Origin of the sequence: Anabaena sp. 90 (assembly GCF_000312705.1) — a bacterium.
GTDB classification, from domain to species: Bacteria; Cyanobacteriota; Cyanobacteriia; order Cyanobacteriales; family Nostocaceae; genus Dolichospermum; species Dolichospermum lemmermannii.
On record NC_019427.1, the window covers coordinates 3,827,023 to 3,842,951 of the forward strand.

Consider the following 15,929-nt stretch of genomic DNA (forward strand, 5'->3'; position numbering starts at 1 on the left):
TTTTTTTGAAAAAACTTATTTAAAAATAGCAAATCAATAATTTAAACTTATGAATTAGCACAAGAAACTCAAATCATCTTCCTGCCCTGAATCACCTGTAAACTTCCACCAGCATATAAACTAGGTTTTCCCACATCAAAACCATAATCTCTTAACAAACCAGGTAAATCCGTTTTCAACAATTCCCAAGCCGTCTGGGTTTCAAACAACCAGAAAAATACCGCCAATCCCGGCCAAAATATCGGATTTGTGGGAGAGTGAAAATCTACCAAAGTGAAAACTCCTCCCGGTTTTAACACCCGATAAACCTCTTTAATGATTTTTTGCAGTTGTTCAGATTGCATTTCGTGTAAAGCCGCGCTAGTATGTACCACATCAAATAAACTATCAGCAAAAGGCATATTTTCAGCAAATGCTTTTATGTAAGTGGCATTTGGGACATTTTTCTGCGCTCGCTGGATAGATAATGGGGAAGCATCCAAGCCAGTGACATTTTCCGAAAAATTTACCAAAAATCTGGTTACTTGACCACTACCACAGCATAAATCTAAAATCTGAGTATCCGATTGCAGTTTTAAATTTTGTAAAGCCAGTTGACGAAACCGGGGTTCACCACCCACAGTCATAGCCGCTAACCGGGAGATGCCATCATATAGCCATTGGTATCTGTAACTTAAATCTCTAAAAATTGTGGCCATTGTTTTTTTTCCTGCCGATAAAGCTTTATATTTAATAAAGATATATTGTTAACATTAGTAAAAAATCTGTAAGGATTGGGGGAAAGTAACTGCTATGGGTCGTATAGGGGTATTATTACTTAATCTCGGCGGTCCCGACAAACCAGAAGATGTCGGACCGTTTTTGTATAATCTGTTTTCTGATCCAGAAATTATCCGCTTACCGTTTCGCTGGATGCAAAAACCTCTAGCTTGGTTTATTGCTACCCGTAGAGAAAAAACATCTCAAATAAATTATCAGCAAATCGGCGGCGGTTCTCCATTGCGACGGATTACAGAAGAGCAAGGAGCAGCCATTAAAGCTCAGTTAGGTGAATTAGGACAAGAAGTTAATATCTACGTGGGAATGCGTTATTGGCATCCTTACACAGAAGAAGCGATCGCCCAAATTACTCAAGATAACCTTGATAAATTGGTAATTCTCCCGCTTTACCCCCAATTTTCCATCAGCACCAGCGGTTCTAGTTTCCGGTTATTAGAACAACTATGGAAGGAAAACTCCAAACTCCAAAGTCTTGAGTATACCGTTATTGACTCTTGGTACAAAGAACCAGGTTATCTGCAAGCAATGGCAGAACTTATAGTTGGCGAACTGGAGAAATTTCCCCGTCCTCAGGACGTGCATATCTTCTTTAGCGCCCATGGTGTACCTAAAAGCTATGTAGAGGAAGCCGGCGACCCCTACCAGCAAGAAATTGAGGAATGCACCGACTTAATTATGCAAACCCTCAACCGTCCCAATCCCCACACCCTAGCTTATCAAAGTCGTGTTGGTCCTGTTGAATGGCTAAAACCTTATACAGAAGATGCACTGAACGAACTCGGTGTAAAAGGCGTGAAAGATTTAATAGTTGTCCCCATTAGTTTTGTTTCCGAACACATCGAAACCCTACAAGAAATTGACATTGAATATCGAGAAATAGCGGAAGAAGCAGGAATACACAACTTCGGACGTGTCCCTGCGCCCAACACCAATCCGGTATTTATTAAAGCCCTATCCGACTTGATCATTGATGCTCTCAAACAACCTGACCTGAAACTCTCTCAAGTCACCCAAATGAAAAAAAGGGTAAAAATGTATCCTCAAGAACGTTGGGCATGGGGAATAACCACCAGTGCCGAAGTCTGGAATGGTCGGATAGCCATGCTAGGATTTATCGGGCTAATTATTGAGTTAGTTACTGGTAAAGGGTTACTGCACGTGGTCGGGCTTTTACATTAATCTTCATAATTGTTCAGAGGGAACAGGGAACGGGCAACTTTCTAACAGGAAAAACTCATGTTTGAGTTAAACATGAGATTGAAATAATGACACTGTTTTTTTGGTGCTTACGCATCTTTTAAAAACATCTTTTTTTTGACAGAAGCTCTAAACTGGTGCAAATGAGTGTTTCTTATCTGTTCCCTGTTCCCTGTTCCCTTTTTTGGTAATTGTCAATTATCAATTTTTACCTTTAGACCAGTCATACCAGTATTTTCCACTAAGAACAGCCAGCCAGAGGAGGATTAAAGCAATTAATCCTCCTTGAAGAGGAGCATCCACAGCAAAAAATATAAGTGTAACACACAGGACATCTTGCGTAAACACTGCCCATATTGGCAATCCACGCAAGCGATAAAACCAACCTAATAAAACTAGCTGCAATACCAAAGCTAATAAACCACCAATCAAAGCAACTAACCAACTTGGCGTGGTTATCGCTGAAGCAACGGACAAGCCCATTAAAGCTCCTACCAAGGGAGACAAAAATAAATGAACTTGCTGGACTATTCTCTGGCCAATGAGTTTTTTGGAAGCGAATAGTTCAAATAAAGACCAACTGGTGAGTAGTCCGATTAAAACATGGGGAGAAATGCGTGATAGGACTGGCATCTGCGACCAGAGTTCCTCCCCTTGGAGGATACCAATAATTAGTAAAGGTACACCTATTCTCATCCCAGCAGCAGCACCAGCAGATAATATAGCGAGAATTTCAATCATGGGTATATCCCCGACTTTACCAAATTAGCAAAGGTGCTTTATAAAGAAAATGCCGAAAACCCTTGAAGATGTGGCTGACTCAGGAAGCCACATCTGTGCTTCAGACAAGGGATGAAGGCTAGTTGCAGGATTTATCCTGCATTGACACTGGATCTGGCAGACTGTCTATCCAATCTTCTATTAGTCTAGTTACAGAATATTCTTTTTGTTCGGCTAATAACTTTAGTTTATGGAATCTGCGCGGTGTCGTTCTAATTCTTATATATTCAGTCTTCATCTTGTCTCCTATTTGTTTCCTATCTATGTTACTATATTAATAGGTCGTAAACAAATAAAGCAATGATAGTTCTAGAGTATAAAGTCAAGGGTAAACAGCATCAATATAACGCGATAGATGATGCAATTCGGACTACTCAATTCGTTCGCAATAAAGCGATTAGGTATTGGATGGATGCACCACGTGAACTAAAAGTTGATAAGTTTGCCCTGAATAAATACTCTACTGAACAACGGATAGAATTTCCTTTTACTGCTGAGTTAAACTCAATGGCTGTGCAATCAGCCGCAGAAAGAGGATGGTTTGCTATATCAAGGTTTTACGACAACTGTAAATCTAAAAAGTCTGGTAAAAAGGGATTCCCCCGTTTTCAAAAAGATTGCCGTTCCGTTGAATATAAAACATCAGGGTGGAAGCTACATAAAACAAAGCGACGCATCACTTTTACCGACAAGAAAGAGATTGGTGAACTCAAATTATTAGGCAAATGGGATATTCAATCCTACGAACTTAAAGACATTAAACGAGTGCGCTTAATCCGTCGTGCAGATGGATATTATGCTCAGGTTTGTATCGGCATTGATGTTGTAGATATTCAACCGAAAACGGGTAATGAAATCGGATTAGATGTTGGTATTGAGTCGTTTTACACTGACTCTAACGGACATCATGAACCTAACCCTAAGTTTTTGAGAAAGGCTGAAAAATCAATCAAACATTCTCAAAGACGGATTTACAAAAAGCATAAAGGTTCTAGTTGCAGAAAAAAAGCTAGAAAACTTTATGCCAAAAAGCACTTAAAAGTAAGTAGGCAACGTATAGAACACGCTAAGAGAATAGCGCGTTGCGTAGTCAAATCTAACGATTTAGTCGCCTACGAAGATTTAAGGGTTTCAAATATGGTAAAAAATCATTGTTTAGCAAAATCAATTAGTGATGCTAGTTGGTATTTGTTCCGACAATGGATTGAATATTTTGCTGTTAAATTTGACAAGATTGCTATAGCTGTTACTCCACACTATACTTCTCAAAAGTGTTCTAGTTGTGGCGTAATTGTCAAAAAATCTCTATCAACTCGCACTCATAATTGTAGTTGTGGATCGTATCTTCACAGAGATACAAATGCAGCAATTAATATTTTAAATCTTGCAAAAGCTAGGGGAGGGCATCCCCAAAGTAACGCTACAGGAGTTGAAGCCACTACTCTACTTGGTGCAAGCCTGGAAAAGCCAAGTTTTGACGATGAATGTAGAATCCCCTCGGCTTTAGCCAGGGGAGTGTCAAATTTTGAGTATAGTAATCAGCCATATATTTATTCTTCACTTTGCGACACGGAAGGAGTCAGTGGTCAGAGGGAATTGACAATTGATACCAATTACCAATTGACAATTACCAATCCTAGTTCTAAATACCCAGTCGTTGATAAACTTGTTCTAAATGCTTGAGATGATGTTGTGGATCAAAACAGGCTTCTATCTCTGCGGGTGACAAGTTTTGAGTGACGCGAGGATCTTTGCTGATTAAATCACGGAAGTTGCCTTCTGGTTTATTCCAAGCAGTGTGGGCGCTTTCTTGGACTATGGAGTATGCTTCTTCGCGGTTAAGTCCTTTGTCTATTAAGGTTAGTAATACCCTTTGACTAAAGACTACTCCCCCATAACAGTTGAGATTTCGGGCCATGTTTTCAGGATAAACCAACAAGTTATTTACCAAGTTGGTGATTTCATGCAGCATGAAATGAGTCAGAATACAAGCATCTGGTAAAATTACTCGTTCTACAGAACTGTGGGAAATATCCCGTTCGTGCCACAAAGCGACGTTTTCTAATACTGCCCCTGCATGACTTCTCACCAGTCGCGCCATCCCTGTTAACCGTTCGGAACGGATGGGATTACGCTTGTGAGGCATAGCACTAGAGCCTTTTTGCCCTTTAGCAAAAAATTCTTCAACTTCTAAAACGTCTGTTTTTTGCAAGTTGCGAATTTCTACAGCAAAGCGTTCTATGGATGCAGCGAGTAATGCTAACTGTTGCACAAAGTCTGCATGAATATCGCGGGAAATTACCTGAGTGGAAGCAGTATCGGGTTTCAGTCCGAGTTTTGCACAGGCAATCGCTTCTACACGTGGTTCAATGTTAGCGTAAGTTCCTACCGCACCGGATATTTTGCCAACAGCGATGGTTTTCTTGAGAATTTGTAGCCGTTCTTGGTGTCGTAATACTTCCGCTAACCAACCAGCTAACTTAAAGCCAAAGGTAATCGGTTCAGCGTGAATACCATGCGATCGCCCAATCATTAACGTATGCCGATGTGTTGTGGCTTTCTTACGAATGGCATCAATTACATCTTCTAGGCGTTTTAACAACAAATCCAGACTAGCAACTAATTGTAGTGATAAAGCAGTATCCAAGACATCAGAACTAGTTAAACCTAAGTGAATATAGCGTCCTGCATCACCTACATATTCATTAACATTTGTCAAAAAAGCAATGACATCATGATGGACTTCTGCCTCAATTTCTAACACCCGCTGCGGGTCAAAATTCGCCTTAGCCTTAATTTCTTCTACTGCTGCTGCTGGAATATAACCCAGTTCTGCCTGTGCTTCGCAAACCGCGATCTCTACATCTAGCCAGGTTTTCAGCTTATAGGTTTCACTCCACAAATTGCCCATTTCGGGCAGGGTATAACGCTCAATCACATTCACAGCATCTAATACAACTGTCATATTTTACATTGAAAATTACCCACTCTTAATGCTTATCCCCACCAGATAACCGTCATATTGCAATTGAAAATTACCCCAATTCCCAATTAAACTGAGAAAATTAAGCCTAAAAAAAGTAACATTTGCCGGAGTCTTAGCAATAATGCCAGAGACACGAACCAATATTAACTTGAGGTTAAGGACAAAAAAATGCTGGCTATGCATAGTATTCAGAATGTGGATCAGCTAAATCTCAAATTAGAATCAACTTTACAGGAATTACCAGTTTGGACAATTCAAATTGAAACAAATCATCCAGGTAATGAATTAGCAATGCTTTTTGAAGAAGATCCTTTGCTGCCAGGGATTATCTTGACTAAAGAAAAAAAATATGTAGGCATGATTTCTCGACGGCTATTTTTTGAACAAATGAGTCGTCCCTATGGTTTAGGACTATTTGCCGGTCGCCCTGTCGAATATCTTTATAATTTTTTACAACCTAAAACATTTATCTATCCAGAGGATACCCCAATTGTCGAAGCAACTCAAATAGCTTTAGGGCGATCGCACAAACAGGTATATGAACCACTGGTGATTACAGATCAATCTTATCAATATGGATTGCTAGATTTTCATCAGTTACTTTTAGCCAATTCCCAAATTCATGTTTTAACATTAAATCGCCTGCAAAAAGAAACAGAAAAAGCCAGAATAGCTAAGGCTGACTTTCGTGATCTTCAGCATAACTATAGCCGATTATTACAAAACGACAAAATGATTGCCTTGGGACAATTAGTAGCTGGGATTGCCCATGAAATCAATAATCCCATGAATTTTATTTATGGCAACCTCAATTATGCTATCGAATATTTTCAAAATATACTCTACATCCTGGAAAATTATAAACAAGAATTATCCTATGCTGACGCAATATCTGAAGCTAAAGAGAAGGGAATTGAAATAGAATTTATTCTGGAAGACTTACCAAAATTACTATCTTCCATGAAAGTTGGTGCTACAAGAGTAAATGAAATTGTCTTATCTTTACGTAATTTTTCCCGATTAGATCAAGCAGAAATTAAATTTGTTGATATCCATGAAGGTATAGAGAATACATTAATAATTCTCAAACATAGTTTAAAAGCTAGACCTGAGCGGTTAGAAATTGAATTAATTAAAGAATATGACAAATTACCATTAATAAAGTGCTATGCAGGGCAACTGAATCAGGTATTTATGAATATTCTTGCCAATGCTATTGATGCTCTTTCTGAAAGTGATAATTTAATTCTAAAAACCCGTAAAAATTTGCAAATTCGGATTCGCACAGAAATAACTAATGATAATTATGTTATTGTTCGCATTGCCGATAATGGTTCAGGCATTTCAGAAGAAGTCCAAAAACGATTATTTGACCCATTTTTTACTACCAAAGCTGTAGGCAAAGGAACAGGATTAGGATTAGGATTATCAATTAGCTACCAAATCGTAGTTGAAAAACATGGTGGTGAACTTTATTGTATATCTACTCCCGGAGAAGGTTCTGAGTTTATTATCAAAATCCCAGTTGTCTCGAATCACTCAGACAAAATACAGCAAACTTCAAAGTTTATGGATGAATTTGACTCAAAATAAACCGCAACCGATCATAATCATCTTTGAGTAACATACTCAGATGTCTTCCAGCTTTAATCAACCATTCTCGGTCAGTTTTTCGTAACTGATATATTCCCCGAATAGCGGCTGCGGCCAAAGAATCTACAGGCGCACCACTAATAAAAAGTAATGTTCGTAAAAAATCTAGTTCTTCTGTAAACTGAATAATTTCTTCTGCTTGACAATGATTAACAGCTTGGTGAATTTGTGGCGGACGAGGTGGCAAATATTGATACATTTTGCTGTTATTACTATTTAGAGATTTTTCTTTAAATCCCACAATCGCTGCTCGAAATTCAGTTTTGAGCATGGAAAATATTTGGGGTTGTTCCTCACGCAAAGCTTCTAAAGATAATCCTAGTGCAACTGCCCGATGTACAGAATCAATAGGCATCGTTGTGGCATGATAAACTACGGCATAAACTTGATTACCTGATTCTTCATCTACAGCACAAACCCAACTTCCAAAAGGTGGCATTGGTGGAAAACTCAAGTCTTCTGGTTCTAAACATTGAGCCAAAAATTCTGTAGTTGTGGTTTCAATTATCTCTGCAAAGTGATGGGAATGGCGATTGTCAATAGCAAACTGTGGTAAAGGTAGACGCATAAGCAATTAAAAATTATCAATTAAAAATTAAAAATGAATAAACATATTTTCTGAAGGTGCGATTAGTCAATAGTCTTAGTGAAAAACTAATAACCACTGACTAATAACTAAATTACTATTTCCCTTTTTTCTGGATTGTAGTTTCCACGGGTTCTAATTCTGTAAGACGGAAAGTAATTATTTTATCCCAATTACCACCTTCAAACAGTACAGCTACTTTACCATCACTAACTCGTTGGACAAGTCCTTCTGACCGATAATATGTATCAGCAGGATTTTTGACGCGAACAGTTGCTCCAGGTAGGATCATCATATTTACCCTTATTGGTTTCTTATTTCTAGCTTAATTGGTAATTGGTAATTGGTGATTGGTAATTCTATTCTTTCTCCTGCTTCTTGAACTCCTGACTCGGTGACTCCTCTTTAATAATACTTTTGGCGTTGACGATAATTAGCTACAGATTCTACTATACCGATGGCAATAAAGTTAGTCAGCATTGCCGAACGTCCATAACTCATCCACGGTAAGGGAATTCCCGCCACAGGTGCTAAACCAACTGTCATACCAACATTCACAATTAGTTGAAACACAATCATAGACAAAACACCAATAGCCAAAAGTGAACCAAAGTTATCTTTGGCGGTTTGAGCTACATGAAGCAAGCGGAAGCAAATCAAGAAAAAGACGGATAATAAAAGTAAACAACCCACAAGACCAAATTCTTCAGCAACAGCCGAGAAAATAAAATCTGTGTGCTGTTCCGGAACAAAATTCAGTTGAGTCATGGGACCTTTAAACAAACCCCAGCCCCAAACTTCACCAGCGCCAATAGCAATGCGAGATTGAATCAGGTGATAACCAGCACCAAGAGGATCATGCTCAGGGTTGATAAATACACTAAGTCGGTTTTTTTGGTACTCCTTTAATACATGATTCCAGGCAAAAAGGCCTAATTCGCCACCGAGCATATTTAGACAGAATGAAGCAATAGCAGCAATACCAAACCGCTTCCAAGGCAGACTAAACCAACCAACTAGTGCCATCACTACTGCCCATACTAAACCTAATATGCTTAATGATATGTCTTTAGATAACATTATGGGCGTTGATAATGGCCAAGATATACTAAATAATATTGCTGCCATTACCGGGGAAACCATGAGTATTAACCAGCCGGGGTTGGCATTTGCCCAGTACAACATTCCTAAAAATATTGCCCCAAATACCAGCGATGTTGCCAAGTCTGGTTGTAAAAATACCAATGCCCAAGGTACAACCGTAATTGCCAAGACACGGAAAACACTCTCTAGAGTAGAAGCAGTTCGCCTATGTAACAAAGCTGCTAAGGTAATAATTAATCCTAATTTGGCAAATTCTGAGGGTTGAACATTAAAACCCGCAATACTAATCCAACGCTGTGCGCCTTTGGCACTAGTACCAGCGAGCATGACAGCGATTAAACTAAAGTTGGTCAGCCCATAGATAAACCAATGCCACTCCATGAGGGTTTCATAGCGGCAACGAGCTAAAAATAAGGCGATTATTGTCCCAATAGCGGCTGTCAACCAGTGCCACCACCAGTCAGTTACAGGTTGCTTCAGTTCTGTACTCAGAATCATTAGCCCCCCGAACATACTAACAGCAACGGGGAGAAAAAATAGTAGCCCATCTATTTGTTGCCAGGGCTGAAGCCAAGATTGCCAACGCATTTTAGGGAACGAAGGTTTTAATAACATTGTGTGAGGAGGATGTTGGGCAGAAGGCAGGGGGCAGAGGGAGTTAGGGGGAGTAGGGGGAGTAGAGGAAGTAGGGGGAGTAGAGGAAGTAGGGGGAGTAGGGGGAGTTAGGGGGAGTAGGGGAAGTAGGGGGAGTAGGGGGAGTAGGGGGAGTAGGGGAAGTAGAGGAAGTAGGGGAAAATTTTCTTCCTTCTTCCTTCTTCCTTCTTCCTTCTTCCTTCTTCCTTCTTCCTTCTTCTAAACTCCTGACTCCTGACTCCTGACTCGGTGACTCCTGACTCGGTGACTCCTGACTCCTGATCTTATGTCAAAGCATTAACTGATACTTTACCTGCTACAGTGAGAGCGATCGCTGTTAGGGCTTTGGCTGCGGCTGAGTTGGGTTCACCAATTACTATCGGCACACCAGTATCACCGCCAATCCGGGTAGAAATTTCTAATGGTACACATCCTAACAGAGGAACTCCCAATTCTGCGGCTGTTTTGGAACCACCACCAGAACCAAAAATGTCATATTGCTTATCTGGTTGATCTGGGGGAATAAAATAGCTCATATTTTCCACAATTCCCAAAACTGGGACATTTAACTGCTGGAACATCCGCAACCCCTTTCGGGAGTCCAACAAAGCTACAGTTTGTGGTGTGGTGACAATGACTACTCCTGCCATGGGGACAGCTTGGGTTAAAGTTAATTGAGCATCTCCAGTCCCAGGGGGCATATCCACAATTAAATAGTCCAGTTCTCCCCATTCGACTTGATAGAGGAACTGACGAATCACACCATTCAGCATGGGACCGCGCCAAATTACTGGCTGATCTCGATCAATCAAAAAGCCCATTGAAACCAGCTTGACACCATGATTAAAAGCCGGTTCGAGGATGTCTCCTGCTTCTGTAGAACGGACATTAATTTCGGAATCACTCAAACCCAACATTGTGGGATCATTTGGTCCATAAATATCTGCATCTAATAAACCGACCTTTGCCCCAGTTTGCGCTAAAGCCACGGCAATATTTACAGCCACTGTACTCTTACCAACGCCACCTTTACCGCTAGAAACAGCAATAATATTTTTCACCCCAGGTACGCCATTCCGGTCTGGTAAGCTTTTTTGCTGGGGTGTTTCTGCTGTTACTTCTATAATTACATCTGTGACATCAGGGAGTTTTTTAACAGCTTTTTTACAGTCTTCAACAATAAATTCCCGTAAAGGACAAGCGGGAGTGGTTAACACCAAAGTGAAACTAACCTTGCCACCGTCAATCTTGACGTTGCGAATCATATTCAGTTCTACCAGACTTTTGCGAAGTTCTGGATCTTCTACTGGTCGCAATACTTCCAGGACTGCGTGGGAATCTAGGACATCATACATAATGTGTTTACCGTTGCCGCTTACTATATAGCTTAAAAAATTTTCATTGACAGATACTAGAATCTTAACTTTATTGGGGCAGTTGTTGACACTCTGCGGTCTAAAGACACGCAGATTCTTTAAAACCTGCTTAAAAAGGATAGTCAATTATCCTCCTAGACGCTCAAGGCAACTACCAGTACAACAGGTATTGCAATTGCGCTTACTTTTGATTTTTTTGCTGCTTTTGTGAGTCCATCAGTTTTTAATGTTAAACGCTCCATGATTTACCATTGCTTGTTTACCCAGGCTACGGCTATGCCGAGACGAGATAAATCAGGGGTTTCTCCTTAATAAAACACTTCTTGGCGTTGATGGTTATTCCTACTTGCTAATTAATTCTATCATGTCACGGCGAATAAATTCGCCGTTGGCACTTCCTCCACGCATCTATTGCCAAGTGGCTTCCGTGCCTTTCGTTCTATTTGGTGATTAGTCATTGGTCATTGGTTTCCTAATTTTGCCTATTGCTAAAAGCTCGACAATCCTTAAAAATCAAAGCAGCTATCATGTAGAGATTTTTTATGGGATTGACTCGTTTGACAAAAATCTGGGGAGGAATTGGCTGCTACCAGCCATATCTAAAGTTTTTGGATTTTCCATAAATAGCTAGATAGCCAATTTGTCACAATATGAGCAACTATTGGTAATAACAAGTTGCCACTTAATAAGGCACTATAACTAAGGATTATACCAATAATAGTTGCCCAAATTACATAAGGCCATTGTTGGTGACCGCTAAGGTGCAAAACTCCAAAACAAAGACTTGATACGATCACAGCGGTATGATCTCCACCTAAAGCGGGTAGCATGACACCCCGAAATAATAATTCTTCACTTAAACCGGGAAGTAATCCTAACCAGATTAAATCTGGTAAAGCTAGAGGTTTAAGAACCATTTCTAGATAATAATCGGCGCTTTTGCGATAGGGAGGGGAAAGGCGATAAGCTAAACCACTTAATATGGTAATAATTACACCTAAACTAATTCCTAATAATAAATCTTGTTCGCGCCAGTACCATTTAAAAAGGATGATATCGCCCCAACGTAACCATAATTTAGCAACTATCCAGAGAATAATTGCGGTTACACCCATTGCTACTAAGACTTGGGTGCGTGTTAAGTAGGGGATTTCTGGTTCTTGATTTTTTTGTTCAATCACAGGATTTTAGAAAAATAATTGGTAATTGGTCATTGGTGGTTAGTAATTGTTAATTGTTAATTGTTAATGAGGAAGGATTGATACCTGCTTTATGAGCGACTAATACGCCTACTGCTTCCAAATATGAGTTTACCTGTAAGGTTTGAATTTTTAACATAGAAGCAGGAACTTGGATCAAAGTTTTATTTTCTGCGACTGTAATTATTTGACATTGTTTATGACTTACACTCAATAAAGCACTATTTCCACAAGCGGTGGCGGGAATAATTAAAGCATCAACTTGATTTGCCCAGATATCAGTGGACAAAGAATTGTAATTTTTTGTATTAATGATAAATTGCGGGGCGTTACTCAAACCAACTAAAACACAAGGTAAGAAAGTATAGCCTAGTTCTTCAGCCGCTGCACGAGGGGATAAATTGGGGGACGCAGGGGCGGGAGAAAGGGCGGGAGCATGGGCGCAAGGAATTTTAAAGGTACGAACTAATAAATGACTAATGACGGCTTCTGCACCGGCTAGAGGGTCTACTCCTTGACCTTGACGATAGTTTTGGACTGCGGTTTCGTCCATATCTTCCGGGAACCGGGCAACAACTGCGATCGCTTCGGCTTTTTCTGCTATAATTAATTTCTCGGCAGCCCGTAATAAACTATCAGGATTCCCAATTGTTCCCCAACTTGCACCTGATGAAGAAGTTCGTAATTCTACGTTGAGCGGTGCGTCAGTAATCACATGATTTGTAATATTTAATCCTAAGGTTGCTCTGGCTGCGTCGGCTACCTGCAAGTGTCGCAGCATTAATTCCGGTTCAATAGCCTGGTCTAAAAGTAACCCGACTCTGTTACTACGGACAGGACGTAAGCCCCATTCTCCAGCCGCAAATTTATCTAAACCATATCCTTCGACATAGAAAGCGTTGGGAATATTCCAGTATAAACTTGCACCGTTCATGACATTGGGGTGAGTAATCAAGCGATCGCATACCTGTGATATAACTCTAGCTACTGGTAAGGCATCACCAGCATAACCGCCAATCGCTGCCCCAATGCCGGTGGGTATAATTAAAATTACGGTGTATGGTTTTTGAATGGGTATCACAGGTTTTTGTTTCGCGCAAAGACGCTAAGGAGCAAAGACGCAAAGAAGAAATTTAAGCGGTAACTACGGCTTCTACTGTTGCGATTTGTTGTTCTTCGTTAACAGCGGTAATAGACCAACGCAGGGGTTCACCTTGTTTTTGTAATTCGGCTGTAATGGCTTTTTCCAATTCTGTGGGGGTTTCTTGTAATTCGATTTCGGCGGTAATAAAGTGAGTTGTCATGATTCTAAATCCTTTGTATTTGTGATTTTGAGAATACAGAAACTTTTTAGGGATTGGTAATTATCAATTATTTACCTAGTACACAACGGCGTAAGTCAACTAACCATTAAAAATTCATGAAAAGCTTATACAATCTGCTTTTTTAATTTTTAATTGTTAATTTTTAATTCCGCCCTGCGGTACTACCCTTTCCCAAATTGTGCTTGATAAACGATGTCTTCTTTTTCTGTTTCAATTTTTAAATCAGAAAGAGGTTTAGCAACACAAAGTAGTGCATAGCCTTGTTTTTGCAAATCTGGACTTACACCCATACCATCTGCTTGCTCTACAGTTCCTTCTGTAACCAAAGCCGCACAAGTTGTACAAACACCAGCGCCGCAAGAAGTTGGTAGGTCTAAACCAGTAGCTGAGGCGGCGTTGAGAATAGTTTCATCTTCAGGAACTTGCAGAGTATATGTTGTACCTTGGTGGTTAATTTCTACGGTGTAAGTTTTGGACATATATAGCAGCAATTTTTGACAACAGACAAACATCTTATTCTACTTGATCATATATAGCAATCTTGTCTGATCTGAGAAAGTTTATCTTTTTTAATGACAGATAACTGATAAACGCGAACTTTCAGAACAGGATATTTGTACAAAATATATTTTACCTGCTTTGGTGCGTTCAGGGTGGGATATCACCAAGCAAGTCCGAGAACAGGTATATTTTACTGATGGTTGGATTTATGTTCAAGGGAATCAAACACGCCGGGGAAAGGCGAAAAAAGCCGATTATATTCTTTTGGACTAGATAACGCCAGGATTCTGGTTTAAGTGGCCTCGTTGAACCAGGAATCCCAGTGTCTTTAGACCGGGGAGTGTCAATTCACTCTCTCAATAAAAAGAGTGAAAATGTCAGAATCAGGATTTTTGATTGTTGTTGGGTTGATAAAATTTGGGAATTTTTTCTATCATCCTGTAAATCCTTAAATCTTGTAAATCATGATTCTGACAGATTAATCCTATTGAAAACGATAATTGCGATAGCCACGTTCACCATTCGCATCTCTTATGGATAAACCCGTAGGAATAGCATTACCTTGAGGATCTACTTTTACCCTCACTAAAATTGGTTGTTGTCTACCATTTCTGTTTTCCTGAACTTGTGAAATATCTTCATTAATCTGTTGTCTTTGTTCTTCAGGAATGAAATAGTTTTCCAACCCATAATTAATTAAACCGTTTTGATAATTACCTTTTAAAGCTACCTGATTATTAGATAAATCAACAGGGCGATTACTACTTACTCGGATAGGTTTCCAAGATTGGAGTTCATTCCTATCAAAAGATTGTCGTTCTTGCAAAATTAGATATAAGGTACTTCCTTGGGAAATTTGTCTACCTCTGCGGGAATTTCTTCGCAACCAATTATTCCAACCTGGTAATCTTCTCAAAGTTTCGGGACGAGAAATATTATAATCCAAGTTCAATGAAGAACCTCGGACAACATCATTAGGATTTATAGCTACAGTTTGCAAAATTACCGTCTTACCAGTCATGTCTGTATACATGGCTTGAGAAGGTACAGCCAAAATTAAACCTACTTGAACCAATAAAGGGGCAATTAATCGCCAAATCGGTAAAGGTTTATTAGCTTTCTGTTCTGTAGCAATAAGATAATCCCGAAAAGTTAACTTTTCAGAAAATTGCATTTCTGGGGTTGAGGTTTTTTTTGATTCAGGGAAGTCATTTTTCATGGGATTAATTTAGTAATTGGTAATAGATAATCGGAAAAAATACTTTTCCCATTACTGCTAATTTTTAGATAGGAATTTATCCGCAGAGATTTATATAGGGCTTGCTGAAAAAGTCTTTTCGTGAGGGCTAGGAGTCAGGAGTCAGGAGTCAGGAGTCAGGAGTCAGGAGTCAGGAGTCAGGAGGAAGAATTAGAAGGAGAGAAGAATAGTCTCAAATTTCAGAAAATGATAGGTTTTTAATGGTTTCAATCCTTATTCCTTGCACCTAATTCACTTTTTTAACCGGGAAACTCTTAATCTATCTAGGTTTTCGGTTTATTCAGCAAGCCCTATATAGCAAGACTTCAGGAGTCACCGAGTCAGGAGAAAGAAAGTAAGAGTCAAAATCTAATTTTGTGCGAGTAATGTAGCAATATCCGGCAGAATATCCCCTATTAATTTGTTTTAACTGCTGAATTATTCTTGATGAATATGTCTTCATTCTGATTGAAAATTATCCCATTAATCACCTCTGTTATCACGTCTGTTGTCATCTCTATTATCTCCTCTACTACTTCTATAATCACTCCCACTATTGCTTCTTTTGTCAC

Annotated in this window: 14 protein-coding genes and 2 pseudogenes; 4 read left to right on the plus strand and 12 right to left on the minus strand. The window is 39.5% G+C overall.

From position 1 onward, the window contains the following. Positions 1–68: 68 nt before the first annotated feature. Positions 69–698, minus strand: a complete 630-nt coding sequence (locus ANA_RS16515) for a class I SAM-dependent methyltransferase (protein ID WP_015081173.1) — start codon at positions 696–698, stop codon at positions 69–71. A gap of 94 nt (positions 699–792) precedes the next feature. Between ANA_RS16515 and hemH the strand changes: the two genes are divergently transcribed. Continuing rightward, the gene (gene hemH, locus ANA_RS16520; RefSeq protein WP_015081174.1) at positions 793–1,959 is read left to right on the plus strand and encodes a ferrochelatase; all 1,167 of its coding nucleotides are present in this window, start codon (positions 793–795) and stop codon (positions 1,957–1,959) included. A 219-nt stretch (positions 1,960–2,178) separates the two neighbouring features. Here hemH and ANA_RS16525 read toward each other — a convergent pair whose 3' ends face one another. Continuing rightward, positions 2,179–2,718, minus strand: a complete 540-nt coding sequence (locus tag ANA_RS16525; protein ID WP_015081175.1) for a DUF4126 domain-containing protein — start codon at positions 2,716–2,718, stop codon at positions 2,179–2,181. Between the two features lie 339 nt (positions 2,719–3,057). Here ANA_RS16525 and ANA_RS16530 point away from each other — a divergent pair. After that, a pseudogene (locus tag ANA_RS16530) lies at positions 3,058–4,218 on the plus strand (RNA-guided endonuclease InsQ/TnpB family protein); the annotation flags it as partial. Between the two features lie 181 nt (positions 4,219–4,399). Here the strand turns inward: ANA_RS16530 and purB are convergent. After that, complete coding sequence (gene purB / locus ANA_RS16535) at positions 4,400–5,695, minus strand: adenylosuccinate lyase (RefSeq protein WP_041458503.1); 1,296 nt, start codon at positions 5,693–5,695, stop codon at positions 4,400–4,402. Between the two features lie 216 nt (positions 5,696–5,911). Here purB and ANA_RS16545 point away from each other — a divergent pair, with 216 nt between their 5' ends. Further along, positions 5,912–7,336: a sensor histidine kinase gene (locus ANA_RS16545; RefSeq protein ID WP_015081178.1), complete on the plus strand. Its 1,425-nt coding sequence runs from the start codon at positions 5,912–5,914 to the stop codon at positions 7,334–7,336. Here ANA_RS16545 and ANA_RS16550 read toward each other — a convergent pair. From ANA_RS16550 to ANA_RS16580, 8 genes are all read right to left on the minus strand, one after another. Further along, positions 7,311–7,964 (minus strand): hypothetical protein, encoded by a 654-nt coding sequence (locus ANA_RS16550; RefSeq protein ID WP_015081179.1) that lies wholly within the window; start codon positions 7,962–7,964, stop codon positions 7,311–7,313. The genes ANA_RS16545 and ANA_RS16550 overlap by 26 nt on opposite strands. Before the next feature lie 115 nt (positions 7,965–8,079). Further along, entirely contained in the window at positions 8,080–8,274 is a 195-nt protein-coding gene (locus tag ANA_RS16555; RefSeq protein ID WP_015081180.1) for an NAD(P)H dehydrogenase subunit NdhS, read from the minus strand. Between the two features lie 113 nt (positions 8,275–8,387). Beyond that, the gene (gene rodA, locus ANA_RS16560; protein WP_015081181.1) at positions 8,388–9,701 is read right to left on the minus strand and encodes a rod shape-determining protein RodA; all 1,314 of its coding nucleotides are present in this window, start codon (positions 9,699–9,701) and stop codon (positions 8,388–8,390) included. A gap of 302 nt (positions 9,702–10,003) precedes the next feature. Beyond that, the gene (locus ANA_RS16565) at positions 10,004–11,074 is read right to left on the minus strand and encodes an Mrp/NBP35 family ATP-binding protein (RefSeq protein ID WP_015081182.1); all 1,071 of its coding nucleotides are present in this window, start codon (positions 11,072–11,074) and stop codon (positions 10,004–10,006) included. 620 nt (positions 11,075–11,694) lie between these two features. Beyond that, positions 11,695–12,276, minus strand: a complete 582-nt coding sequence (locus ANA_RS16570; RefSeq protein WP_015081183.1) for a CPBP family intramembrane glutamic endopeptidase — start codon at positions 12,274–12,276, stop codon at positions 11,695–11,697. 49 nt (positions 12,277–12,325) lie between these two features. Then, complete coding sequence (locus ANA_RS16575; RefSeq protein WP_041458505.1) at positions 12,326–13,366, minus strand: DUF3326 domain-containing protein; 1,041 nt, start codon at positions 13,364–13,366, stop codon at positions 12,326–12,328. Between the two features lie 61 nt (positions 13,367–13,427). After that, positions 13,428–13,598 (minus strand): hypothetical protein, encoded by a 171-nt coding sequence (locus ANA_RS27150; RefSeq protein ID WP_015081185.1) that lies wholly within the window; start codon positions 13,596–13,598, stop codon positions 13,428–13,430. A gap of 182 nt (positions 13,599–13,780) precedes the next feature. Further along, positions 13,781–14,098: a 2Fe-2S iron-sulfur cluster-binding protein gene (locus tag ANA_RS16580; RefSeq protein WP_041458113.1), complete on the minus strand. Its 318-nt coding sequence runs from the start codon at positions 14,096–14,098 to the stop codon at positions 13,781–13,783. A 100-nt stretch (positions 14,099–14,198) separates the two neighbouring features. Here ANA_RS16580 and ANA_RS28590 point away from each other — a divergent pair. Next, positions 14,199–14,384 (plus strand): annotated as a pseudogene (locus tag ANA_RS28590) (hypothetical protein); the annotation flags it as partial. A gap of 220 nt (positions 14,385–14,604) precedes the next feature. On the opposite strand, the gene ANA_RS16585 reads toward ANA_RS28590, so the two are convergent. Then, entirely contained in the window at positions 14,605–15,339 is a 735-nt protein-coding gene (locus ANA_RS16585; RefSeq protein ID WP_015081187.1) for a GDYXXLXY domain-containing protein, read from the minus strand. Positions 15,340–15,929 lie beyond the last annotated feature (590 nt).